Below are 22586 nucleotides of genomic sequence, written 5' to 3'. Positions count from 1 at the left end.
GGCGGTCACCTCTCGGCAAGGGCGCGGCAGCGGAAGGCCGCCGGCGCGGGGCAGGGGCGCACACAAAGCTGAGAACGGTCGTTCTCGGTCAGGCGCAACGCTAGAGAACGATCGTTCTCAGCGCAAGGGGGACTGGGTTACGCTGCCGCCATGGACGACGAAGAGGCCCGCACCCGGCTGCTCGACGCGGCGGAGGCGCTGTTCTACGCAGAGGGCATCCAGGCCGTCGGCATGGACCGCATCCGCGCGGAGTCCGGGGTACCGCTGAAGCGGCTCTACAGGCTGTTCCCCGCGAAGGAGGCACTGGTCGCCGGCTACCTGGAGCGGCGCGACCGGCGCTGGACCGGCAGCCTGCGGGCGGCGGTCACAGCGGCCCCCGCCGATCCGGTGGCCGCCGTCTTCGACTGGCTGGCCGCATGGTTCTCGGAGCCGGGGTTCCGCGGGTGCGCGTTCCTGAACGCGTACGGCGAACTCGGCGCGGGCGGCCCGGCCGCGGTCCTGGACCCCGTACGCCGCCACAAGGCGGAACTGCGAGCGCTGCTGGCGGACGCCCTCCCGCCAGGGCCGGACCGCGGGGAGCTGGCCGAGCAGCTCCTGATCCTGGTCGAGGGCGCGACGGCGGTGGCCGCCCTCGCTCCCGGCCCCGAACCCGCCCGCCGCGCGGCTGCCACCGCCGCGGCCCTCCTGCGGGCGGCGGACGGCCGTGCCGGCTAACCGCCGGTGACGGCGCCGGAGCCGGTGCTGCGGGGGAAGGTGATCTCGACCCGGCGGTTCTTCTTGCGGCCTTCCTCCGTGCTGTTGTCCGCGATCGGGTAGTCCTCGCTGTAGCCGCGGACGTCGTAGACCACGCCGGGGACGGTGACCGTCTTCGCCAGCTCGGCCTGCACGGCGTCCGCACGCTGCTTGGACAGCACCTGGCCGTGCTCGTAACTGCCCTGGTCGTCGGTGAAGCCGAAGACGCGGATGCGGACGGCCTTCTGGGTGTTGATCTCCTGCGCGATGGCCTGTATCCGGGCGGCGGCGGCCGCGTTGAAGACGGCGCTGTTCTCGGGGAAGAGGACCTCCGACTGGAGGGCCATCATGACGGTCTGGTTGGTCTCCTGGCGGCGCTGCTCGCCACCGAGGTCCTCGACGACCTCGGCGATGTCGAGCACCTTGACGGGCGCGAGCGTCCCGCCCTGGGGGATCTTCAGGCCCGGGGCCTGGGAGTCGATGGGGACGGGGGCCGCGGCGGAGGGCTCCGTGCCGGGCGGGGCGGACGGCTTGACGTCGTCGGCGGCGGCCGTGCCGACGCCGATGCCGGCGGCTTGGAATCCGGCCATGAGCATGCCGATCAGGGCTGCTGACGCGGCGACGCGGTGGCGTGTCGTCATGGGGTCACCCGGAAATCTTGATCGTCGCCGAGGCGAACGTCGGGAGGTTGAACTCGACCTCGGTCGTGCTGGCCGGCGGAGCCGGGAACTGCGCGAAGAACGGCACCGTCTGACCGGCCTCGATGACCGTCAGCCCTGTCGTGCACAGACACCTGCCCTCAGTGTCGCGAAGCACGTAGTACCGCTTCTTGCCGGCCTTGTCGACCAGAGTGACTCCCGCGACCGATGCTCCGCTGCTGTTTAGCTCGTTGCCTCGCCAAGCGGCGGTGCTCGCAAATGCCTGGCTGCCGGTGTTCTTCAGCTCCCCACTGACGGTCAGGAAGCCTCCGGCGTCCCTTGCAGCCGAGTTGATCGTGAGAATCACGCCATTCTCGCCGTTGACCGTACCCAGAACCTCCGTCGGTTTCGGAGCAGGACTCCCGTTCGACGCATTGGGCTGGACATCATGTGGCTTCGACGAGGGAGACGGCTGTTGTGCCTTGGAGTCGTCACCGCCGCTCTGGCCGCAGCCCACAGCCGTGGTCACCAAGGCGGCTGCGATCACCGCAGCCGCTGCCCCACGGACTCTCGCCGAATGCCGAGTGCTCATCAATGCCGCTTCCTTGTCTCGTCTGCTGTCAATCAACCAGGCGCACGTCGAACAGGCTCTTTGCCACCTTGCGCCACAGGTCGCCCTTGGCGGTATCCAGCTCCACGGATGCACCGCCCTTGCACTTGAACCTCACCGTGCGCGGCTGCGACGGGCGCGTCGTGGCGCCGGAGCCGGGGCCTGCGGTGCCGGACGGACTCGGAGTGGCGGAGGGCTCAGGACTCGGAGCAGCTGCGAGGCTGCAACGGGGTTCGATGGCAGCGGTAGCCCTCGCCTGCCCGTGCAGGCCACTGGTCCCCGGGATGACTGACTGTCCGACAGTCCCATTGGTCGTCACCTCGACGGAAAACCGCAGCTGCGCCTGAGTACATGTCGCAACCGCATTGTTCCGCTCGGCGAAACGGTGGGCCTGCTCACATGCGCCTGCACTGCTGAGCAGGTCGCCTTCGAGGACCCTCTCCCAGTCAGCAGCACGCAACGTGGCGATTTCCAGACCGGGCAGCAGGTGATCTCGTGCATCACCGGCTGCCGCCAGGGCGGCCGCGTCGGCTGCCCCTTGCGCGTCGCTGCGCGTTAACGCTGCTTGGCCCACGGCGAAGAAGGCAAGCGCAGCAAAGAGCATGCCGACGATGGCGACGATGTAAATCGGAAAGGCCTGCCCCCGGTCCCGGGACCGACCTCTCACTTGCCCGCAGTAACCGCCGCCACTGCCGTTGCGATCCGGTTGGTGATGGCCTGCCCGATGCCCGTGCCCACGATCGCGCCGATGATGACCACCACCACGAGGATGATTCCCAGGTACTCGAAGGCCGTCTGGCCGCGGTCGCGGGTTCGGGGCGTGGTGTACCGCTTCCGCATCCGCGCCAGGGTGCTCTGCATCATGAGGGGTCCCTCCCGGTCCGGTGGCGCTGTCGGTCTGCGGACCGTACGGCGCGTTACGGTTCGTCACCAAGGGTCCCGGGGCCCAATTGCGGACCCACTGTGCGCGGTGTCTAGCCACGTCCCGTCACCCCCGGTCGGGCGGTTCCCAGCCAGCGGGCTATCGCCTCGCTGCGGGTGGTGCTGTGGAGCTTGGCGAAGATGCGGTTGATGTGGTTCTTGACCGTCTTCTCGCTGATGAAGCACGCGGCCGCGATCTGCTGGTTGCTCATTCCGGACGCGATCAGGTCCATGATCTCCGCCTCCCGCGAACTCAGCCCGAACAGAACAGAGTTGTGCAGCCGCTCCGGAAACTGTGCCACAGTTCGTTGCGGTTGCGAAGAGGCGCGGAGTTCCGCGAGGAGCGCGTCGGCGGCCGTCGGCGTGAAGTGGGCGCGGCCCTCGCGGACGTCGCGGACCGCCCGGACCAGGTCGTCCGCCGTGAATTCGCCGTGCACCAGGTAGCCGCCGGCGCCCAGCAGGAGCGTTTCCCGGATGATTTCGGCCTCGCGGCTGTACGTCAGCATCAGCACCGGCGCCAGCCGCACCAGGTGCGGGAGGGCCGAGATGCCGTCGACTCCGGGCATGCGGACGTCGAGCAGGACGACGTCCGGGGCGTGGCGGCGGGTGAGGCTGAGGGCTTCACGGCCGTCGGCGGCCTCGGCGGTGATCTCGAAGCCGCCCGCCGCGCCGAGGAGGGCGGCGAGGCCGGCGCGGACGACGGGGTTGCCGTCGGCGATGAGGACGCTCAGCGCTGCCATCAGCCGCCTCCGAGCAGCGCGCCGAAGTCGACGTCGGCCCCGTACACGAACCCGCACACGAGCAGGATCAGCGTCCCGGGCAGCATGAACATGGTCACCGCGAAGGTGGCCTTGGGGACGGCGCGGGCGGCGCGGCGGCGGGCGTTCTGGGCGTCGGTGCGGCGCATGTCCTCGGCGATGGCGATCAGGGTGTCCACGATCGGGGAGCCGAGTTCCTCGCCCTGCTGGAGGGCGGTGACGAACTGGGCGACCTGTTCGGAGTCGTTGCGGCGGCGCAGTTCGTCGAAGGCCTGGCGGCGGCTGACGCCCATGTCCATCTGCTGGAGGGTGATGCGGATCTCGTCCGACCAGGGGCCGTCGTACTTCTCCGCGACGCGTTCCAGGGCCTGCCGGAAGCCGAGGCCGGCGCTGACGACGACGGCGAGGACATCGAGGAAGTCGGGCAGGGTCCGCTCGATGTGGTCGCGGCGCATCCGCATCGCCGACCACAGTCCGGCCTCGATCCAGAACAGGCCGAAGGCGACCATCAGCAGCGCGGGTACGAGCTGCCCGTTCAGCAGCATCGCGAACGCGCCGACGGCGCCGAGGAAGCCGTAGACGGCGCGGCGGGCCGCGTAGCGGTCGATGGTGAGGCCGGCGGGGTTGCCCGCCATGTCGATCTGGCGGCGTTTGCGTGCCACGCGGGCGGGCCCCATCAGGCGCAGCACGAGCGGCGCCCAGCGGATGCCCAGCCGGTCGACGGCGGAGCCGACGGCGGTGGTGCGGGTGGCGCCGACCTCCAGGGCGAGCGCCAGGTCGGACGGGAGTTTCGTCTCGGCCCGGTAGAGCCGGATGCCGTGGAAGATCCCGAGGACGGAGGCTCCGAGGGCCAGGGCCAGCAGCAGGGCGGTCACGTCGGCTCGCTCCCCCTCACACGTCGATCTTCGATAGGCGGCGGATCAGCACGAACCCGAGGGTGAACAGGCCGAGTGCGACGAGCACGGCGCTCTGGCCGAGGAACGCGCCGGTCATCCGGTCCAGTGCGCCGGGCATCATCAGGTTCACCAGCAGCAGGGAGCCCAGGCCGATCGCAGGGACCAGGTAGGCGGTGACGGTGACCTGGGAGAGCTGGGTGCGGATCTCGCGCCGCGTCTCCTTGCGCTGCTCCAGGGTGACCGTCAGGTTCCGCAGCGAGCCGACGAGCGCGCCGCCGGCCCGGGCCGAGAGGACCAGGGTGGAGACGAGGACGACGAGCTCGCGGGAGGGAAGCCGTTCGGCGATCTCGCCGAGGGACTCCTCGATGGAGTGGCCGACGGCGAGGCGGTCGGCGACGCGGGCCAGCTCCTCCCCGGCGGGCGCTTCGAGCTCCTCCGCGGCCATGGCGATGGCGGTGCGCAGGGCGAGTCCGGCCTGGGTGGCGTTGGCGAGGATGCGGGCGAGTTCGGGAAGCTGGTTGATGAACCGCTCGGTGCGCCGGGCGCGCTGCCAGTCGAGGAAGGCGCCCGCCGCCCACAGGCCGACGAGGCCTGCGACGGGGCCGAAGAAGGGGGCGAGCAAGCTCGCCGCGAGGAGCCAGATCCCGGCGACGGACATCAGCATGTAGACGAAGAACTCGCCGGGGGTGAGGTCGAGGCCGGTGACGGCCAGCTTGCGCTCGATGCGCCGCCCGAGAGCCGTCCCGCGCAGTCGGCGGTCGACGCCGGGGAAGCGGCGGCGGCGTCCGGCCGGCACCGGGGCGCCGTCGGAGGCGAGGCGGGCGATGAGGGCGGCGCGCTGGGCCCGGCCGGCGAGGTAGACGTGGACGCCCGCGATGACGAGGACGCAGGCCAGCAGGGTGGTGCCGAGCGTGACGGCGATGAGTGGGTTCACAGGGCTGTCCGGGTGGCGAGCTGGTCGTCCGACGTGGCGACGCCGAAGGCCTGCGGGATCGGCTGGTTGTTCATGTAGAGGCGGTCCGCGACGCGGCGCGGCAGGGGGTGGTACTCGAACCAGCCGTGGACGCGGCCGTCGGCGCCCATCGGCCGGGCCGCGAAGCGGCAGACGGTGGTGATGCGGAAGGGTTCGCGGCCGTGCGAGTCGAGGACGGCGATCTCGGTGACGCGGCGGGAGCCGTCGCCGAAGCGGGTGAGCTGGACGACGATGTCGACGGCGCTGTTGATCTGGTCCTGAAGGGCCTCGAAGGGGACCTCGACCTCGGACATGGAGGCGAGGGTCTGCAGGCGCATGAGGGCGTCCTCGGCGCTGTTGGCGTGGACGGTGGCGAGGGATCCGTCGTGGCCGGTGGACATGGCCTGGAGCATGTCGAGGGTCTCGCCGCCGCGGACCTCGCCGACGATGATGCGGTCGGGGCGCATGCGCAGGGAGTTGCGTACGAGGTCGCGGATGGTGATCTGGCCCTTGCCCTCGACGTTCGGGGGCCGGGACTCCAGGCGGATGACGTGTGCCTGCTGGAGCTGGAGTTCGGCGGAGTCCTCGATGGTGATGATCCGCTCGCCGTCCGGGATGAGGCCGGAGAGGGCGTTGAGGAGGGTGGTCTTCCCGGTGCCGGTCGCGCCGGAGACGATCACGTTCATCTTCGACTGGACCAGCCCGGCGAGCAGCATCAGCATCTGCTCGTCGAGGGAGCCGAGGGAGATCATCTCGTGCAGGGTGAAGGCCCGCGGGAAGCGGCGGATGGTCAGCGTCGCGCCGGTGAGGGAGAGCGGCGGGATGATGACGTTGACGCGCTCCCCGCTGGGCAGACGGGCGTCGACCATCGGGTTGGCCTCGTCCACGCGCCGGTTGACGGTGGAGACGATGCGCTCGATGGTCTGCATGAGCTGCTCGTGCGAGGCGAAGCGGAGCGGGAGCTGCTCGACCCGCCCGGCGCGCTCCACGAAGATCTGGTCGGGGCCGTTGACCATGATCTCGGAGATCGACGGGTCCTCCAGGAGCGGTTCGAGGACGCCGAGGCCGAGGGCCTCGTCCACGACGCGGCGGATGAGCTGGGCCCGTTCGGCGGTGGAGAGGACGGGCCCCTCGCGGCTGATGATGTGGCCGAGGACGCGCTCCAGCCGGCCCCGCCGCTCGGCAGGGGCGAGGGCGGACATCTCGGCGAGGTCGATCTCCTCCAGCAGCTTGGCGCGGTAGGAGGAGACCAGCAGGCCGTCCTCGCGGGGGCCGTGCCGGTCGTCGGGTGTGGCGACCCGGGAACGCAGGCTCATGGTCCGACCTCCGGGTCGTCGTTGGGCATCACGGCCGTCGCCCGGGCGTCGTCGAGGGACAGGCCGGGCACGAGGGACGTGATCGGGATGGTGACGGTGGCGGTCACGGCGTCGGCGTCGGCGGCGACCTGGACGCGCGGTTCGAGCCCGGACCGGACGGCGGCCGCCCCGGCGGCGGTCCCGGTGCCGCGCTCGCGGGCCTCGGCGCGGGCGGCGGTCCGCGCCGCGGTGTCGGCCTGCTCGTGGACGTACGCCACCCAGCCGAGCTGGATCGCGCACAGGGCGACGAACAGCAGGATCGGGATGAACCCGATGTACTCCAGGGCGACCTGCCCGCGGTCGCCGGGCCGGGGGGGCCGGAGTGGGAACCCGGGTCGGGATCGGGGTCGGGGTCGGGGTCGGGGCATCTAGTCCTCCTTCTCCCGCACCGCGCCGGCCTCGCCGGTGATGGACCCGAAGCTCAGCGACGGGTGGAGCACCGGGATTTCGAGCTTGACGGTCGCCTTGTACAGGCGGCCCTCCGCACGGCAGTCGGCTGTCATGCCCCAGGCGCTGCCGATGTGCTCGCCGGCGGCGGCCGCGCACGCGGCGCCGCCCTTGACGGCGCCCGCGCGGGCCGCCTCGTCCGCCGCGTTCCCGGCGAGGGAGAAGGCGTACCCGATGAGGACGCACTCCCAGACCGCCGCGACGAGCAGCAGGATCATCGGGACCATCCCGGCGAACTCGACGGCGACCTGCCCGCGGTCGCCTGCCGCGGCGCGGATGCGGCCGGGACCGCCGCGCCCGCAACCGGGGCCGCGCCCGCGGCCGGCGGGCGGTCTGCGCGCGGCCACCGGTCAGCCCTCCCGGCCGCGGCGCGGCCAGGGCCCGAGGGAGCCGCGGTCGCCGCCGCCGCGGCGCAGCCGGGCGACGGGGCCGGCGGCGCGCACGGCGAGGGCGGCCCCGGAGGCCCGGCCGCCGCCCGCGGTGTCCCGGCCGGGGAGCGCGGCCTGCGGCCCGTCGGCTCCTGCCGGGTCGGCGGGGGCGGCGAGCAGGCCGAGTTCGCCGGCGACGGTCCACAGGGCCTGTTTGACGGCGGACCGGTTGTCGAGGTCCTGGAGGCGGCCCGCGTCCACGACCGGCTGGAGCTCCTTGAAGGCCGCGGGCACGGGCGTCTTCGCCACCCGCGTCTTGGTGATCTTCTCGATGAGGGAGGGCTGGATCTCGGTGTGCTTGCTCCAGCGGTTGACGACCATCACGGTGTCCTCGGCCTTGCGGACCTGGAGCCGCTCCCACATGCGGACCATGCGCTTGGCGGCGCGTACGGAGACCACGTCCGGGGTGGTGACGAGCGCGGCGGTGTCCGCCATCTCCACCACGGCCGCGTTCGCGCCGGTCACCTGGGTGCCGCAGTCGACGACGACGAGTTCGTAGCGGCCGCGCAGGGCGGTGACGACGTGCCGGGCGGCCCGGTCGTCGACCTCCTCGCCGCGTTCGCCCTCGGCGGGTGCGAGGAGCAGGGCGAGGCCGGTCCGGTCGTCGTAGACGGCGTCCTGGAGGACGCGCGGGGAGATGTCGTGGATGCCGGCGAGGTCGGCGATGGAGCGGCGGAACTGCACGTCGAGGTACGAGCCGACGTCGCCGGCCTGGAGGTCCATGTCGACGAGGACGGTGCGCCGCCCGGCGGCGGCCGCGGCGAGGGCGAACTGGACCGCGGCGAGGGTGGTGCCGACGCCGCCCTTGGCTCCGGCGACGGTGACGACGCGCCCGCCGGGGCCGCCCGGCGCGTCGGCGGGGCGGCCCAGGTGGCGGCGTACGCCCGCGGACCACTGGGCGGCTGCCTGAACGCGTGCGGCGAGCTCCTCGTACGAGGGCGGGAGGCCGATCAGGCCGCGCGCGCCGGAGTCCATGGCGGCGGAGAAGAGGGCGGGGCCGGTGTCGGAGGAGAGCAGCACGACACCGACGGCGGGGAAGCGGAGGGCGACTTCGCGGATGAGGTCGAGGGCGGGGACGGGCCCGATGCGCTCGTGGACGAGGACGACCTCGGGCAGCTCGTCGACGGATCCGGCGGCCAGCCGGGCCAGGGTGTCGAGGAGCGCGCCGGAGTCGGGGAGCGGTGCGGCCGGCTCGGCGTCCGGGAGCTGGCCGAGGAGGGCGGAGAGGGCGCGCGCGGCGTCGGCGTCGCCGGCGGCGGGGAGGATTCGGGTGGTCATCCGGGCCTCACTTGTCCCCGTCGAGGGTGTAGGTGCGGTCGGCCGCGCCGGGCGCGGAGTCGGTGCCGGGCGCCACGAGGGCCAGGCGTACGTGCTCCGCGAAGGACTCGGCGTACGCGACGCGCTGGGTGTCCTTGGTGTTCAGCGCGAAGGTGATGGGGACGGCCTCGGCGGGGCCCCGGCGGTCGGCGTCCTTGTCGAGGGGGGTGAGCTTGCCGACGTTCAGGACGCGGGCGTTGGCCACGATGATCACGGAGCGGGAGGGGTCGCCCTCCTTGGCGCCCTTGAAGGTGGCGATGATGTTGACCTTGGCGCCGGAGTAGATCTTGCCGGCGACGCCGGTCGCCGCGTCGATCATGATGGCGATCTCCTGCTCCCCCGGTTGCAGCTGGGGTTTGTCGACGAACATGTCGCTCTGGAGCAGCGAGCCCTTCCTGAGGGTGGTCAGGGCGATCTTGTCCTTGAGGGTGGCGAGGTCGTCGACGGCGGTCTCGGACAGCCAGCGCCTCGGGATGCTGACCTCCTCGAACTGGGCGGCGGTCAGCGGGCTGTAGGGCGCGATGTCGGCCTTGGCGCGGTAGGCGGTGGTTTCGGCGCCGACCTTGGAGTTGACGTCGCCGATCACCACGAGGACCCCGCCGAACGCCGCCAGGGCGCACAGGACCGACAGGAGCAGCAGGATGACGCCGCGGCGCTGGCGTGAGTTCATGTGCCGTACTACCTCGCCGTTCTTCGTTCGTTCGGGCCGGTCGGTCGTGGGGCGGTGGGGCGGTGGTGCGGTGCCGGTGGGGCGGCGGTTCGGCGGGCGGCGGGGCCGGCGGGGCGGCCGGCCGCTCAGCGTGCGGTGCCGGTGCGGGCGCTCGTACGGGCGCCCGGGCGGGCGGCGGCCTCCGCGGCGGGCGGCGGCGGTGCGTGGAGCGGGGCGGCGCAGAAGCCGCAGCGGTCGCCGATGAGCTCCAGGCCGCACCAGCGGCACTCCTCGCGGCGTACCGAGGCGACGAGTTGGTAGAGGACGGACAGGTCGGGGATGCCGGCGGCGAACTCGACGAGCTTCGGCGTGCCCCACCAGGCGGGCGAGTCGGCCGGGAGCGGGTTCTCCATGACGCCCTGGACCTGCCAGGCGGGGGCGAGTGCGGCGGTCACCCAGTCGGAGGAGAGCTGGCCGCGGGCGAAGGTCAGCTGGGTGGCGTAGGCCGGTCCGGGCGGCATGCCCTCGGGGAGGGCGCCCGCCGCGGCCGGGGCCTTGCGGGACCGGCCGCGGCCGCCCGCGCCGTGCGCCCGGCGGCTCCCGGATCCGGCGGCGGCGGCCTGGCCGAGGCGGGCCAGGTGGGGTACGGGGTGGGCGAGGACGGCGAACTGGGCGCCGGGGGACCAGGAGCGGGCGTGCGCCTTGAGGCTGACGTCGACCCGGTCGAGCCGGGCGACGGAGCCGAGGACGGCTCCGGTGTGGACGTAGTGGGAGAGCAGGCGGGCGGCCGCGGCGACGACGCCGGGGCTGAAGTCGCAGACGGCGAGCTGGCGCAGCTGGCGGACCAGCAGGGCGGTGCCCAGCGGGGGCAGGTCGACGTCGAGGAGCGCGATCCGGTCGGTTTCGAGGATGGCGCGGACGGTGCGCAGCCGGCGGACGGTCGCGGCCGGCAGCCAGGGCGGTACGACGGCCAGGACGTGGCTGTGCCGCTCCAGCAGGGAGGCGGTCTCGGCGAGGGCGTCTTCGAGGCCGATGCGGTCGGGCGGGGTGAGGACGGCGGCCGGCGGGGTGTGCCGGTCCGGGGCCGGCAGCACCAGATCGGCGCTGGTGACGGCAATGGCGACCGGCATGCGCATCCCCCTGTTCACCCCGTGCACCGCGCCTCCCCCGGCTTCCGCCGGACGGTGCCCCCGAACGGCCGCGGCGGCCGCGGCGGCCTGCGCGACCGCAAACGGCCGACCTGCTTTCCCCCGTGCCCCAGCACCATATCCGCGTCTCCCCTGGCGGGGCAGGGCCTTGGGAATTCCCGTGCGGTGCGGACCGGTCGCAGGTGGCCGGAAACCCGGACAACCGGGATCGGGCGGCCGATCAGTTCAAGCCACACTGCAAAGACCATTGACAGCACGATTGGTCTGGACCAAGTTGAAGTGCCGGCCCCCCACCGCCGCTCCACGGCCTCCCGCGCCCCCCTTCCGCATCCCTGTTCACCTCCCCTACTCCCCCCACGGAGTCCTCGTGAACCGCTTACGCGCACTCGCCCTGCTGGGCGCCGCGACCCTCACCGCCGGCGGCCTGACCGCCCTGTCCGCCGGCACCGCCCGGGCCGCAGACGTCGACGTCGCCCGCAACGGCGGCTTCGAGTCCGGGCTCACACACTGGACCTGCAGCCCCGGCAGCAGCGCCACCGCCTCCGGCCCGGCCCACACCGGGGCCGCCGCGCTGCGCGCGGCGCCGTCGGGCCTGGACAACGCCCGGTGCAGCCAGACCGTCACGGTCAAGCCGAACTCGACGTACACGATCGCCGCGCAGGTCCAGGGCTCGTACGTGTACGTCGGCGCCTCCGGCACCGGCACGCAGGACGTGTCGGCCTGGACGCCCGGGTCGGGCGGCGGCTGGCAGCGCCTGTCGGCCACTTTCACCACCGGCCCGAACACCACGCAGGTCACCGTGTACGCGCACGGCTGGTACGGCCAGCCGGGCTACGCCGTCGACGAGTTCAGCGTGGTCGGCCCCGACGGCGGCGGCCCGACGGACCCCGGCCCGTCGCTGCCGGGCGCCCCGGCGGGGGCCGCCGTTTCCGGCCAGAGCGCGAACTCCCTCACCCTGTCGTGGGACGCGGTCGGCGGGGCCGCCGGCTACCACGTCTACCAGGACGGCGTCCGCGTGCGGACGGTCTCCGGCCCGCCCGCGCAGATCACCGGGCTCGCCGCCTCGACCTCGTACTCCTTCCGGGTGAGCGCGTACAACGCGGCCGGGGAGGGGCCGCAGTCGGCGCCGGTGACCGGCACGACGACCGGCGGCGACCCGGGCACCCCCGGACCGCCGGTGCCGCGGCACGCCCTGACGGGCTACTGGCAGAACTTCGACAACGGCGCGGCTGTCCAGCGGCTCTCCGACGTGTCGCCGCAGTACGACATCATCGCCGTCTCCTTCGCCGACGCCACGGCGACGCCCGGCGCGATCACCTTCAACCTGGACAGCGCGGGCCTCGGCGGCTACACCGTCGACCGGTTCAAGGCCGACATCGCCGCGAAGAAGGCGGCCGGCAAGTCGGTGATCCTCTCCATCGGCGGCGAGAAGGGCACGATCACCGTGAACGACGCGGCCTCCGCCGCGAACCTGGCGGACTCCGCCTACGCCCTGATGCGGGAGTACGGCTTCAACGGGATCGACATCGACCTGGAGAACGGCCTCAACCCCACCTACATGACCCAGGCGATGCGCGCCCTGTCGGCGAAGGCCGGGCCCTCGCTCGTCATCACGATGGCCCCGCAGACCATCGACATGCAGTCCACCTCGGGCAGCTACTTCCGGACGGCGCTGAACATCAAGGACATCCTCACCGTCGTCAACATGCAGTACTACAACAGCGGCTCGATGAACGGCTGCGACGGCAGGGTGTACTCCCAGGGCTCGGTCGACTTCCTCACCGCGCTGGCCTGCATCCAGCTGGAGGGCGGCCTCGACCCCTCGCAGGTGGGCATCGGCGTGCCGGCCTCCCCGAGCGGAGCGGGCAGCGGCTACGTCTCGCCGACGGTCGTCAACAACGCCCTGGACTGCCTGACCCGGGGCACCAACTGCGGGACCTTCAAGCCGTCGAAGACGTACCCGGGGCTGCGCGGGGCGATGACCTGGTCGACGAACTGGGACGCCAAGGCGGGCAACGCCTGGTCCAACGCGGTGGGTCCGAAGGTTCACAGTCTGCCGTAGGCGGTACCAGTGGGGGTGGCTTCGAAGGAATCTGGCCGATTTCCGGTTCTTGACCTGGACATGCCACAAGAGCACGCTGTGCCCGTCCGCACGGCTACCCCCACCTCCCCACCCAGGAGAACGCATGCGGCTCCACACACGACGCAGGGCCGCCGTCACGGCGGCCCTGCTCGCCCTGGCGCTCGGCGCACCCGCCTACGGCATGAGCGCGACGGCGGCCCCACCGCCCAGCCCCTCCACCGCCACCCTCGACGAGTCCGTCACCCAGTACGAGATCAAGGGCCCGGCGACTCCGGCCGAGCGAACGGCCCTGCTCCGTACGGGTGTTTCCATCGACGAGGTCGACGCCCGCTCGGTCGTCGTCAGCGCCGACCCCCTCCAGGCGAAGGCCCTGCGCCGCCTCGGCCACGAGCTCACCCCCCTCGGCGGCCCGCCCGACCGCTCCGAGCGCGGCGTCCAGGCGGGCCCGGCGGACTTCCCGTCCGCGGACTCCCGCTACCACAACTACGCCGAGATGAGCGCCGAGATCGACCAGCGCATCGCCCAGTACCCCGCCATCATGAGCAAGCGGGTGATCGGCAGGTCGTACCAGGGCCGCGACATCGTCGCCATCAAGATCAGCGACAACGTCGCCGCCGACGAGAACGAGCCCGAGGTCCTCTTCACGCACCACCAGCACGCCCGCGAGCACCTCACCGTCGAGATGGCGCTCTACCTGCTCAAGGAGTTCGGCTCCACCTACGGGACCGACGCCCGCGTCACCCGCATGGTCGACAGCCGCGAGATCTGGATCATCCCGGACCTCAACCCCGACGGCGGCGAGTACGACATCGCCACCGGCTCCTACCGCTCCTGGCGCAAGAACCGCCAGCCGAACTCCGGCTCCTCCTACGTCGGCACCGACGAGAACCGGAACTGGAACTACAAGTGGGGCTGCTGCGGCGGCTCCAGCGGCAGCAAGGGCTCCGAGACCTACCGCGGCTCCGCCCCCGAGTCGGCACCCGAGGTGAAGGCCGTCTCCGACTTCGTCCGCAGCCGCGTCGTCGGCGGCAAGCAGCAGATCAAGGCCGCCATCGACTTCCACACCTACAGCGAGCTCGTGCTCTGGCCGTACGGGTGGACGTACAACGACACCGCCCCCGGCCTGACCGCCGACGACCACGCCGTCTTCAAGACCGTCGGCACCCGCATGGCGAACAGCAACGGCTACACGCCCGAGCAGTCCAGCGACCTCTACATCACGGACGGCTCGATCGACGACTGGCTGTGGGGCAGCCAGAAGATCTTCGGCTACACCTTCGAGATGTACCCGTCCGGCTTCGGCGGCGGCGGCTTCTACCCGCCCGACGAGGTGATCGACCGCGAGACCTCCCGCAACCGCGACGCCGTCCTCCAGCTCCTGGAGAACGCCGACTGCATGTACCGCTCCATCGGCAAGGAAGCGCAGTACTGCACCGCCTGACACGGCCCCCCGCCCCGCCCCCGCGCGGGCGGGGGCACCCCCTCACCGGGACGCCCCCGCCCGCGCCTGCGCCCGCGCCGCGCCGCCGCCCGCGCGCCGCGCCCGGAACCGCCCGGCGTTGCCCCGCCGTCCTCGGGGAGGTAAGACAGCACCGAACAGCAGCCGCCCCGGCCGCCCGCCCGACGCGGCGGCCGGCGCAGCGCGAGGAGGAATCCGCATGGCCAGCGCCGAGGCAGCCGGGCAGCAGCCGCACCCGGTCCCCGCAACGGGCGGGCAGCCGGCCCGCACGACGGTCCGGGAGGCGGTGCGGGAACTCGACCGCGAACGGGTCGACCACCGCTTCAAGGGCCTCCCGCCGGACGCCGCGGGCGCCGGGCTCACCGTCGGCGAGCTGGCCACCCAGCACCGCGACCTGCACACCGGCGGCTTCACCACCCCCGTCCTCACCCTCGACGGCGAGGCCCTGGACCACAACCTGGCCGCGCTCGCCGCGTTCTGCGACCGGCACGGCCTGGAGTTCGCCCCGCACGGCAAGACCTGCATGGCCCCCCGCCTCTTCGAGCGGCAGCTGGAGCTGGGCGCCTGGGGCATCACCGTCGCCATGCCGCACCAGGCCCGCGTCTGCCGCGCCTTCGGCATCCGCCGGATCTTCCTCGCCAACGAGCTCGTCGACGCCCCCGCCCTGCACTGGGTCGCCGCGGAGCTCGCCGCCGACCCGGAGTTCGAGTTCGTCGCGTACGTCGACTCCGTCCGCGGGGTCGCCCTCATGGACGCCGCCCTCGCCGGCCGCACCACCCGCCCCGTCGACGTCGTCGTGGAACTCGGCGCCGGCGCCGAGGGCCGCACCGGGGTGCGCACCGCGGCCGAGTGCCTGGAGGTCGCCCGCGCCGTAGCGGCCGCGCCGACCCTGCGGCTCGCCGGCGTCGCCGGCTACGAGGCCACCATGCCCGGCGCCGACGCCGACAGCGTCCGCGAGTGGCTGCGCCGGCTCGTCGCCCTCGCCGCCGACTTCGACGCCGCCGGGCTGTTCAAGGGCACCGGGCTGGAGCGGATCGTCGTCAGCGCCGGCGGCAGCGAGTGGTTCGACGCGGTCGCCGAGGTCTTCGCCGGCATCCCCGAGCTCTCCCTGCCCGTGCAGCGGCTGCTGCGCTCCGGCGCGTACGTCTCGCACGACCACGGCTGGTACTCCGGCCTCACCCCCTTCAACCGGCACCCCGAGGAGGGCGGCCTCCTGCCGGCCTTCCGCCTGTGGACCCAGGTCGTCTCCCGGCCCACCCCCGGCCAGGCCTTCGTCAACGCCGGCAAGCGCGACATCGCCTACGACCTCGGCCTGCCCGAGGTGCTCGCCGTGCGCGGCGCCGACGGCACCGAGCGGCCCGGCACCGGGATCACCGTCGTGAAGCTGTCCGACCAGCACGCCTGGCTGGAGACGGCGCCCGGCGCCGCGCTGGAGGTCGGCGACCGCGTCGCGCTCGGCATGGCGCACCCCTGCACGATCTTCGAGAAGTGGCCGCTGATCCCGGTGACCGGGCCCGACGGCACCGTCACGGAACTGGTCCGCACCTTCTTCTGAACGGCGCCGCCACCGCACCCGATCCGCTCACCCGGGGGGGCAGGGCATGGACCTGGTGTTCCGCGGGGCCCTCGTCGTCGACGGCACGGGCGGGCCCCCGTACACGGCCGACGTCGCCGTGCACGGGGGCCGGATCGCCGGGATCGGCCGGATCCGGTCCGGCGGCCGGCTGACCGTCGACGCCGCCGGGCTGGCCCTGGCCCCCGGGTTCACCGACATGCACGCCCACAGCGACCTGGCGCTGCTCCACGACCCCGACCACACCGCCAAGGCCGCCCAGGGCGTCACCCTGGAGGTCCTCGGCCAGGACGGCCTCTCCTACGCACCCGCCGACGACCGCACCCTCGCCGAGGTGCGGGCGGCGATCACCGGCTGGAACGGGCCCGGCGAGGACGCCGACTTCACGTGGCGCACCGTCGGCGGCTACCTGGACCGCCTCGACCGCACGGGCATCGCCGTCAACGCCGCCTACCTCGTCCCGCAGGGCACCGTGCGCGCGTACGCCGTCGGCTGGGAGGACCGGCCCGCCGCGCCCGCCGAGCTCGACCGGATGCGCGCCCTGGTCGCCGAGGGCCTCGCGCAGGGCGCGGTCGGCATGTCGTCCGGGCTCACCTACGCGCCCGGCATGTACGCCTCCGCCGGCGAACTGGCCGCACTGTGCCGGGTCGTCGCCGCGTACGGCGGCTACTGGTGCCCGCACCACCGCTCGTACGGGCGGGGCGCGCTCGACGCGTACGCGGAGGTCGTCGCCCTGGCCCGGGAGGCGGGCTGCGCCCTGCACCTGGCGCACGCCGTGATGAACTTCCCGGAGAACGCGGGCCGCGCGCCCGAGCTGCTGGCGCTGCTGGACGCGGAGCTGGACCGCGGCGCCGACATCACCCTCGACAGCTACCCGTACACACCGGGCTGCACCACGCTCGCCGCGCTCCTGCCGGGCTGGGCGGCCGCGGGCGGACCCCGGGCGCTGCTGGCGCGGCTGGCCGACGGCGCGGAGGCGGAGCGGATCCGCCACACGATGGAGGCCGACGGCTCGGACGGCTGCCACGGCGTGCCGGTGGACTGGTCGGCGGTGGAGGTGTCGGGGACGGCGGACCCGGCGAACGGCGCGTGGGTGGGCCGGCGGCTGCGCGGCTGGGAGGAGGCGCGGCGGCTGCTGCTGGCCGACCGGCTCGGGGCGACCGTCCTGCAGCACGTGGGACACGAGGGCAACGTGCGGGAGGTCATGCGGCACCGCGTCCACACCGGCGGCTCCGACGGCATCCTGTGGGGCGCGAAGCCGCACCCGCGGGCGTACGGCACCTTCCCGCACTACCTGGGCCGGTACGTGCGCGAGCTGGGCGTGCTGTCGCTGGAGGAGTGCGTGGCGCACCTGGCGGGCCGGCCGGCGGCCCGGCTGCGGCTGCCGGACCGCGGGCTGGTGCGGGCGGGGTACCGGGCCGACCTGGTGCTGTTCGACCCGGAGACGGTCGCCGCCGGCGCGTCGTACGCGGACCCGCGGGCGCTGCCCGCCGGAATCCCGCACGTCCTGGTCGACGGGCGGTTCGTGATGCGGGAGGGCCGGCGCACCGGGGTCCTGGCGGGGCGGGCGGTGCGCCGCACCCCGTTCCGGGGGCGCTGACGCGCCGTACGCTGGGGCGCATGATCGCTTTCGCGCCCGCGGCCGTCCTGCTGCTGCTGTTCCTGGTGAGTGTGTGGGCAGACCGCCGGCGCTTCCGCAACGCCGTCCTGCTGGGCCTGACCCTCATATGGGCCTCGATCGGGGTGCTGTTCCTGATCCCGTCGCTGCCGCCGCTGCTGGGGGTCGTCGCGGTGGCGCTGGTCCTGCTCGTGCCGGCGCTGGGCACGCTCGCGCTCGCCGGCTTCCTCGTCGGCAACGGCATCACGATGCTCCGGCGGGAGGGCCGCAGCCCCGCCAACCTGCTGTCGCTGGCCGCCGGGACGGGGATCCTCGGGCTGATCGCGCTCGTCGCGTACGTCGCCGACCGGGGCTCGCCCGCGATGGACGCGGCCGTCGGCGGGCTGGTGCTGCTCGTCGCCTACGTCTCGTTCCTGTTCGTGTGCTTCCTCGCGTACGCCTTCCTGTACGGGCGCACCCCGGTCCGCGGCGACGTCGACTTCGTGGTGGTCCTCGGCTCCGGCCTGCTCGGCGGCGAGCGGGTGCCGCCGCTGCTGGCCTCCCGCCTGGAGAAGGGCCTGCGGCTCCAGGCCGCGCAGGCGGCGCGCGGCGGGCGGGTGCCGCTGCTGCTGGCGTCGGGCGGTCAGGGACCGGACGAGAAGGTCCCCGAGGCGCGGGCGATGGCGGACTGGCTGCTCGCGCAGGGCGCGGCGCCCGAGCTCGTACGGCTGGAGGACCGCTCCCGGACGACGGACGAGAACCTCGCCTTCAGCCGGGAGGTGATGGAGGCGGAGGCCGGTCCGGACTACCGGTGCGTCGTCGTCACCAACAACTTCCACGCCTTCCGCGCCGCGATGACGGCACGGAAGGCGGGCGTGAACGGGCAGGTGGTCGGTTCGCCGACCGCCCGCTACTTCTGGCCGAGCGCCACCATCCGCGAGTTCGTCGCCGTCTTCTGGGAGCACCGGGTGGTCAACCTGGTGGTCTGCGGGGCGATCGCGGCGGCGACTGCGGTGGCGGCGCTGGCGGTGTAGCGGGAGGGGGCGGAGCGGGGCGGAGAAGGGGGCACGGGGCGGGTGCACCGCGGCTCCCCCCTTGGCAGCCGCGGGCCACCCGCCCCGTCCTCACGCGGGGAGGCGTGTCAGAGGCGCTGCCACAGCGCGGGGACGTTCGGCGGCTCCCAGCCCGTCTGGGCCTGGTGGCCCTGCAGGCAGCGGTAGCTCGCGCCGCCGTACGTGACGGTCGCGCCGGCCGTGTAGACGGCGCCGGCCTTCCAGGTGCCGCCCGGCTCGGGGTCGCCGGGGCCGGGGCCCGGGTCGCCGCCGGTGGTCTTCAGGGTCAGCCCGTAGGCGGAGAGGATCGGGTTCAGCGGCTGGAAGAAGGTGGTGCCGCCGCTGGAGCAGTTGCCGGAGCCGCCCGAGGTGACGCCCTGCGCCTGGCTGCCGGAGATGTAGGAGCCTCCGGAGTCGCCGGGCTCGGCGCACACCGTCGTGCGGGTCACGCCGGAGATGGTGCCCTCGGGGTAGGTGACGCTGGTGTTGTGCTGCTGGATGGTGCCGCAGTGCCAGCCGGTCGTGGAGCCCGAGCGGCAGACCGACGCGCCGACGGGCTGCAGGACCGAGCCGGTGACCTGCACGTTCGCGCCGCCGCTGCCCTTGACGTACGGGGTGGCCGTCCAGTTCGTGTTCGCGGCGACCCAGGCCATGTCACTGCCGGGGAACACCGACGCCTGGAAGGAGCCCTGGGCGACCCGGTTGAAGCCGGTCGTCGTCGTCCCGGCCCGGCCGCAGTGCCCGGCGGTGGCGAAGCCGTGGGTGGTGCCGCGGGTCACCGGAAAGCCGACGGAGCAGCGGCCGCTGCCGTTCATGTAGTACGCGTCGCCGCCGCGCAGGTCGTACAGCGGGCGCGGGGCCTGCGCGGTCGGCACCACGGTGACGAGGGAGGTGTCGGTTCCGGTCGCGGCGAGCAGGCGGGCCGCGGCGCCGGGCTCGGCCTCCTCGACGACGAGGGTGTTGGTGCGGGGGTCGACGTAGCGCACCGGGGTCCCGGGGGTGGCGGCCCGGTCGAGGGCGGCCTTCGCGGCGTCGAGGGAGGCGAGGGAGCGGGTGACGACGACCGGCCGGGCGCCGGCGGCGCGTATCGCGGCCGCGTCGGAGGCGCGGGTCGTGGCGACGGACAGGGCGGCCGTGTCCGAGCCGTCGACCCAGGCGCCGGCGAAGGCGGGGCCGAGGCGGCTCTGCAGGCGGGCGGCGGCGGCACCGGCCTCGGCCTCGTGCGCGAGGCGGGCCCTGGCCCGGTCCGGGCTCAGCCCGAGGTCGCGCTGCATGGCGGCCAGCAGCTCGGGCTGCGCCTCGGCGGTGCGCAGGGTCTCGGCGGCGGTCGGCACCGGGGCGGTCCGGGCCGCCGGCTCGGCGGCGGCCGTCCCGACGGCTGCGGCGAGCAGCAGGCCGGCCGCGGCCAGGGCGGTACACGCCGACCGGGCGTGTCGCTTGGGCATGGGGGGTCCCTTCGGTCTTCGGCGGGGATGCGGAAACCGTAGGGACCCCAACAGGCTTGCGGGTACTGCCGGTTGGCCCCTCCCCCGGTGTTATGCCCGGCCGGGCGGGGGCGGGCGCCGGGCGCCAACGTGCGTTCATGGGGGTGCGGCCGGAGGATGGGGGCACCAGGCAGGTACTCCTAGGAGGCAACCGATGGGAACAGAATCGGACCAGCAGCGTGAGTCCGTGACCCCTTCGTCGAAGCTGTTCACGGGTGGGGAGCGGGCGTACGACCCCGAGGACCTCGTCATGGCGACGGGCGCCGACCCGACTCCGGAGCGGGTCGAAAAGGCCCGGAAGCTGATCGAGAAGGAAGGCCCGAGGGTCATCGAACGCTACCTCCCGTAGCTGCGGCCCCGGCCCGCCCCCGCGGGGGCGGGCCCCGCCCGCCCACCGGCCCCGAGCCGGGGAACGGGCCCGACACCCACCCCGTGCGGCCCCCTCGCCGGCAGGGCCGTAGGTCGCCGCGCCCGGCCGGGGAAGCCCGCGAGGCGGTTCCGGCCTCCTCGGCCACACACAAGCCGACGGCCGACGCCGACCGACTCAGCCCCGCCGGCGCCTGAGGCGCGGCCCCGGCCGGAGCCCGCACACCCCCGGTGCCAACGGACCCCGCCGCGCCGCGCCCCGCACCCGGCCCCGCAGGCCGCCCAGCCCACGCCAACGGCCGACGCCGGCCGACTCCAGCCCCGCCAGCGCCTGAGGCGCGGCCCGGCCAGAGCCCGCGACACCCGGCACCGTCCCACGTCAACGGCCGACGCCGACCCACCCCAGCCCCGCCGGCGTTTGAGGCGCGGGTCCGGGCAGAGCCCGCGACACCCCGGCACCCGGCCGACCCCGACCCGCCGCCGCCAAGACCAGCCCCGCCGGCGTTTGAGGCGCGGCACCGGGCGGAGCCCGGGCCCTCCCGGGGTCAGGGGTGTGCGGGATCCCGCGGCGGAATCAGGGGTGCACCGCCGTGGGGGTCGGCGAGGCGCGGGTCATCGCCTCGGCGTGGGCCGCGCGGGCCTGGGCCAGGACGTGGGCGGCGCGGGCCGCGGCCCGCCCGGCGGGGTGCCAGCCCAGCAGGTGCCGCCACACCAGCGGGGTCCCGGCCAGCGGCCGGGTGGCCACCCCCGGGGTCGCCGGGAACGTCGCCCGGCACAACCCCACCGCCCGCCCCACCTGCACCAGATGCACGCAGGAGGCGGTGTCCGCCTCGTACACGCAGGCCGGCGTGAACCCGGCCCGCACGCACGCCGCGGCGAAGCAGTCCCCGAAGCACCCGTCCCCCGGCACGTCGGTCCACGCCTCCGCCGCGAGCTCGGTCAGCTCGATCTCGGCCCGCCGCGCCAGCGGGTGGTCCTCGGCGAGCATCACGTGCACCGGGTCCCGCGCGACCTCCATCCACGCGAGCCGCCCCGGCTCCGGCGGCGGGCTCTCCCCGCACACGCCGATCAGCGCGAAGTCGAGCCGCCCGTCGGCGACGGATCCGGCGATCTCGCGCTCCGACCAGGAGGTGTGGGTCGTCACCGGCACCCCGGGGTCCTGCCGGGCGAGCCGGTCGACGAGCCCGCCGAGCAGCGGCCCGTGCGTCCCGCCGATGCGGTGGCCGGCGGTGCCCTGGCGGGCGAACCGGGTGGCCTCCTCCTGGAGTTCGCACACCGCGGGCAGCAGGACCCGTGCCCGGTCCAGGACGAGTTCGCCGAGCGCGGTGGCCCGTACGCCGTCCCGTCCGCGGACGAACAGCGCCCCGCCGAGCGCCCGCTCGATCCGTCTGAGCTGGGTGCTGAGGGCCGGCTGGGCGAGTCCGAGCCGGGTCGCGGCGCGGGTCAGACTCCCGGCGTCCGCGACCGCCCGGATGACCTTGAGATGCCTCAACTCCAGATCCATGCAAAGAGCTTGGTCCAGACCACCTCGCTTGCGCTACGGGTGGGACGACCGTATCCGGATCCGCCGGAGGATCGTTGACGCTCCCGGGGTCCGCTACTCGGAGGCACAGCATGCAGACGATCACCGTCGACTGGGACCACCCCGCAGATCCGCGCCCCGGCTCCGTCCGCGACCACGTCCGCGACTACGCGGCCACCGGCGGCCAGGACGGCCAGCTCTGGCACGGCGTGCCCACGCTCCTGCTCACCACCGTCGGCCGCCGCACCGGCCGCACCACCCGCACGCCCCTCATCTACACCGAGGACGAGGCGCGCCTGGTCGTCGCCGCGGCCGCGTGGGGCGCCCCCGCGCACCCGGACTGGTACCGGAACCTGGCCGCGCACCCGGAGGTCCGCGTCCAGGTCGGCCCGGACATCGCGCCGGCCCTGGCCCGCACGGCCGGAGCGGACGAGCGCGAGGTCTACTGGCCGGCCCTGGCCGGCCTCTGGCCCGCCCTGGAGGACTACCAGGCCAGGGCCCGCCCGGCCCGCACCATCCCGCTCGTCATCCTGGAACCCGTCCGCGCACCGCGGCCGGCGTAGCCCCGCCTCCCCGGCGGTTCTCATGCGGCCGCACGC

General features: G+C 74.0%; 23 protein-coding genes. 8 read left to right on the top strand and 15 right to left on the bottom strand.

Annotation, left to right across the window (positions count from 1 at the left end; all coding sequences use genetic code 11):
* Nucleotides 1-150 precede the first annotated feature (150 nt).
* Nucleotides 151-714 (top strand): TetR/AcrR family transcriptional regulator, encoded by a 564-nt coding sequence (locus tag C0216_RS04150; protein ID WP_114053937.1) that lies wholly within the window; start codon nucleotides 151-153, stop codon nucleotides 712-714.
* Here C0216_RS04150 and C0216_RS04145 read toward each other — a convergent pair.
* The 13 genes from C0216_RS04145 to C0216_RS04085 form a co-directional block, all read right to left on the bottom strand.
* Nucleotides 711-1373 carry an OmpA family protein gene (locus C0216_RS04145; protein WP_114053936.1) on the bottom strand — a complete coding sequence of 221 codons (663 nt, stop codon included), beginning with the start codon at nucleotides 1371-1373 and terminating at the stop codon, nucleotides 711-713. The two genes, C0216_RS04150 and C0216_RS04145, sit on opposite strands and share 4 nt — an antisense overlap.
* 4 nt (nucleotides 1374-1377) lie before the next feature.
* The gene (locus C0216_RS04140; RefSeq protein WP_114053935.1) at nucleotides 1378-1962 is read right to left on the bottom strand and encodes a hypothetical protein; all 585 of its coding nucleotides are present in this window, start codon (nucleotides 1960-1962) and stop codon (nucleotides 1378-1380) included.
* Nucleotides 1963-1990: 28 nt separating this feature from the next.
* Entirely contained in the window at nucleotides 1991-2647 is a 657-nt protein-coding gene (locus tag C0216_RS04135; RefSeq protein WP_281277905.1) for a pilus assembly protein TadG-related protein, read from the bottom strand.
* Complete coding sequence (locus tag C0216_RS04130) at nucleotides 2644-2844, bottom strand: hypothetical protein (RefSeq protein WP_114053934.1); 201 nt, start codon at nucleotides 2842-2844, stop codon at nucleotides 2644-2646. The genes C0216_RS04135 and C0216_RS04130 overlap by 4 nt, the downstream gene beginning before the upstream one ends.
* A gap of 110 nt (nucleotides 2845-2954) precedes the next feature.
* Entirely contained in the window at nucleotides 2955-3641 is a 687-nt protein-coding gene (locus tag C0216_RS04125) for a response regulator (RefSeq protein ID WP_114053933.1), read from the bottom strand.
* Complete coding sequence (locus tag C0216_RS04120) at nucleotides 3641-4534, bottom strand: DUF5936 domain-containing protein (protein WP_114053932.1); 894 nt, start codon at nucleotides 4532-4534, stop codon at nucleotides 3641-3643. Before C0216_RS04120 ends, C0216_RS04125 begins: the two co-directional genes overlap by 1 nt.
* Before the next feature lie 16 nt (nucleotides 4535-4550).
* A complete protein-coding gene (locus tag C0216_RS04115; RefSeq protein ID WP_114053931.1) occupies nucleotides 4551-5489 on the bottom strand; it encodes a type II secretion system F family protein in 939 nt (312 codons plus the stop codon).
* The gene (locus C0216_RS04110; protein ID WP_114053930.1) at nucleotides 5486-6823 is read right to left on the bottom strand and encodes a CpaF family protein; all 1338 of its coding nucleotides are present in this window, start codon (nucleotides 6821-6823) and stop codon (nucleotides 5486-5488) included. Before C0216_RS04110 ends, C0216_RS04115 begins: the two co-directional genes overlap by 4 nt.
* Nucleotides 6820-7230, bottom strand: a complete 411-nt coding sequence (locus C0216_RS04105; RefSeq protein WP_114053929.1) for a TadE/TadG family type IV pilus assembly protein — start codon at nucleotides 7228-7230, stop codon at nucleotides 6820-6822. Before C0216_RS04105 ends, C0216_RS04110 begins: the two co-directional genes overlap by 4 nt.
* Nucleotides 7231-7656 (bottom strand): TadE/TadG family type IV pilus assembly protein, encoded by a 426-nt coding sequence (locus C0216_RS04100; protein ID WP_246042313.1) that lies wholly within the window; start codon nucleotides 7654-7656, stop codon nucleotides 7231-7233.
* A 3-nt stretch (nucleotides 7657-7659) separates the two neighbouring features.
* The gene (locus tag C0216_RS04095; RefSeq protein WP_114053928.1) at nucleotides 7660-9015 is read right to left on the bottom strand and encodes an AAA family ATPase; all 1356 of its coding nucleotides are present in this window, start codon (nucleotides 9013-9015) and stop codon (nucleotides 7660-7662) included.
* 7 nt (nucleotides 9016-9022) lie between these two features.
* Nucleotides 9023-9724 carry a Flp pilus assembly protein CpaB gene (gene cpaB, locus C0216_RS04090; protein WP_114053927.1) on the bottom strand — a complete coding sequence of 234 codons (702 nt, stop codon included), beginning with the start codon at nucleotides 9722-9724 and terminating at the stop codon, nucleotides 9023-9025.
* A gap of 125 nt (nucleotides 9725-9849) precedes the next feature.
* Entirely contained in the window at nucleotides 9850-10833 is a 984-nt protein-coding gene (locus C0216_RS04085) for a hypothetical protein (protein ID WP_114058441.1), read from the bottom strand.
* Nucleotides 10834-11218: 385 nt separating this feature from the next.
* Between C0216_RS04085 and C0216_RS04080 the strand changes: the two genes are divergently transcribed.
* From C0216_RS04080 to C0216_RS04060, 5 genes are all read left to right on the top strand, one after another.
* Nucleotides 11219-12913, top strand: a complete 1695-nt coding sequence (locus tag C0216_RS04080) for a chitinase (RefSeq protein ID WP_114053926.1) — start codon at nucleotides 11219-11221, stop codon at nucleotides 12911-12913.
* Nucleotides 12914-13037: 124 nt separating this feature from the next.
* Complete coding sequence (locus C0216_RS04075; RefSeq protein ID WP_114053925.1) at nucleotides 13038-14375, top strand: M14 family metallopeptidase; 1338 nt, start codon at nucleotides 13038-13040, stop codon at nucleotides 14373-14375.
* Nucleotides 14376-14592: 217 nt separating this feature from the next.
* Nucleotides 14593-15948, top strand: a complete 1356-nt coding sequence (locus C0216_RS04070) for an alanine racemase (RefSeq protein WP_114053924.1) — start codon at nucleotides 14593-14595, stop codon at nucleotides 15946-15948.
* A gap of 46 nt (nucleotides 15949-15994) precedes the next feature.
* Nucleotides 15995-17566: an N-acyl-D-amino-acid deacylase family protein gene (locus C0216_RS04065; RefSeq protein WP_114053923.1), complete on the top strand. Its 1572-nt coding sequence runs from the start codon at nucleotides 15995-15997 to the stop codon at nucleotides 17564-17566.
* A 20-nt stretch (nucleotides 17567-17586) separates the two neighbouring features.
* The gene (locus C0216_RS04060; RefSeq protein ID WP_114053922.1) at nucleotides 17587-18597 is read left to right on the top strand and encodes a YdcF family protein; all 1011 of its coding nucleotides are present in this window, start codon (nucleotides 17587-17589) and stop codon (nucleotides 18595-18597) included.
* A gap of 107 nt (nucleotides 18598-18704) precedes the next feature.
* Here C0216_RS04060 and C0216_RS04055 read toward each other — a convergent pair whose 3' ends face one another.
* Complete coding sequence (locus C0216_RS04055) at nucleotides 18705-20060, bottom strand: carbohydrate-binding protein (RefSeq protein ID WP_114053921.1); 1356 nt, start codon at nucleotides 20058-20060, stop codon at nucleotides 18705-18707.
* Between the two features lie 193 nt (nucleotides 20061-20253).
* Here C0216_RS04055 and C0216_RS04050 point away from each other — a divergent pair, with 193 nt between their 5' ends.
* Nucleotides 20254-20448 carry a hypothetical protein gene (locus C0216_RS04050; RefSeq protein WP_114053920.1) on the top strand — a complete coding sequence of 65 codons (195 nt, stop codon included), beginning with the start codon at nucleotides 20254-20256 and terminating at the stop codon, nucleotides 20446-20448.
* A 591-nt stretch (nucleotides 20449-21039) separates the two neighbouring features.
* On the opposite strand, the gene C0216_RS04045 is transcribed toward C0216_RS04050, so the two are convergent.
* Nucleotides 21040-21969, bottom strand: coding sequence for a LysR family transcriptional regulator (locus C0216_RS04045; protein ID WP_114053919.1), 930 nt, complete (start codon nucleotides 21967-21969; stop codon nucleotides 21040-21042).
* A gap of 110 nt (nucleotides 21970-22079) precedes the next feature.
* Between C0216_RS04045 and C0216_RS04040 the strand changes: the two genes are divergently transcribed.
* Nucleotides 22080-22550 carry a nitroreductase/quinone reductase family protein gene (locus tag C0216_RS04040; RefSeq protein ID WP_114053918.1) on the top strand — a complete coding sequence of 157 codons (471 nt, stop codon included), beginning with the start codon at nucleotides 22080-22082 and terminating at the stop codon, nucleotides 22548-22550.
* Nucleotides 22551-22586: the final 36 nt, after the last annotated feature.

The sequence above is a fragment of the Streptomyces globosus genome, from assembly GCF_003325375.1.
Lineage (GTDB): Bacteria > Actinomycetota > Actinomycetes > Streptomycetales > Streptomycetaceae > Streptomyces > Streptomyces globosus_A.
The sequence above is the reverse complement of the archived record's forward strand: the minus strand, read 5'-3'. Positions and strand labels throughout refer to the sequence as shown.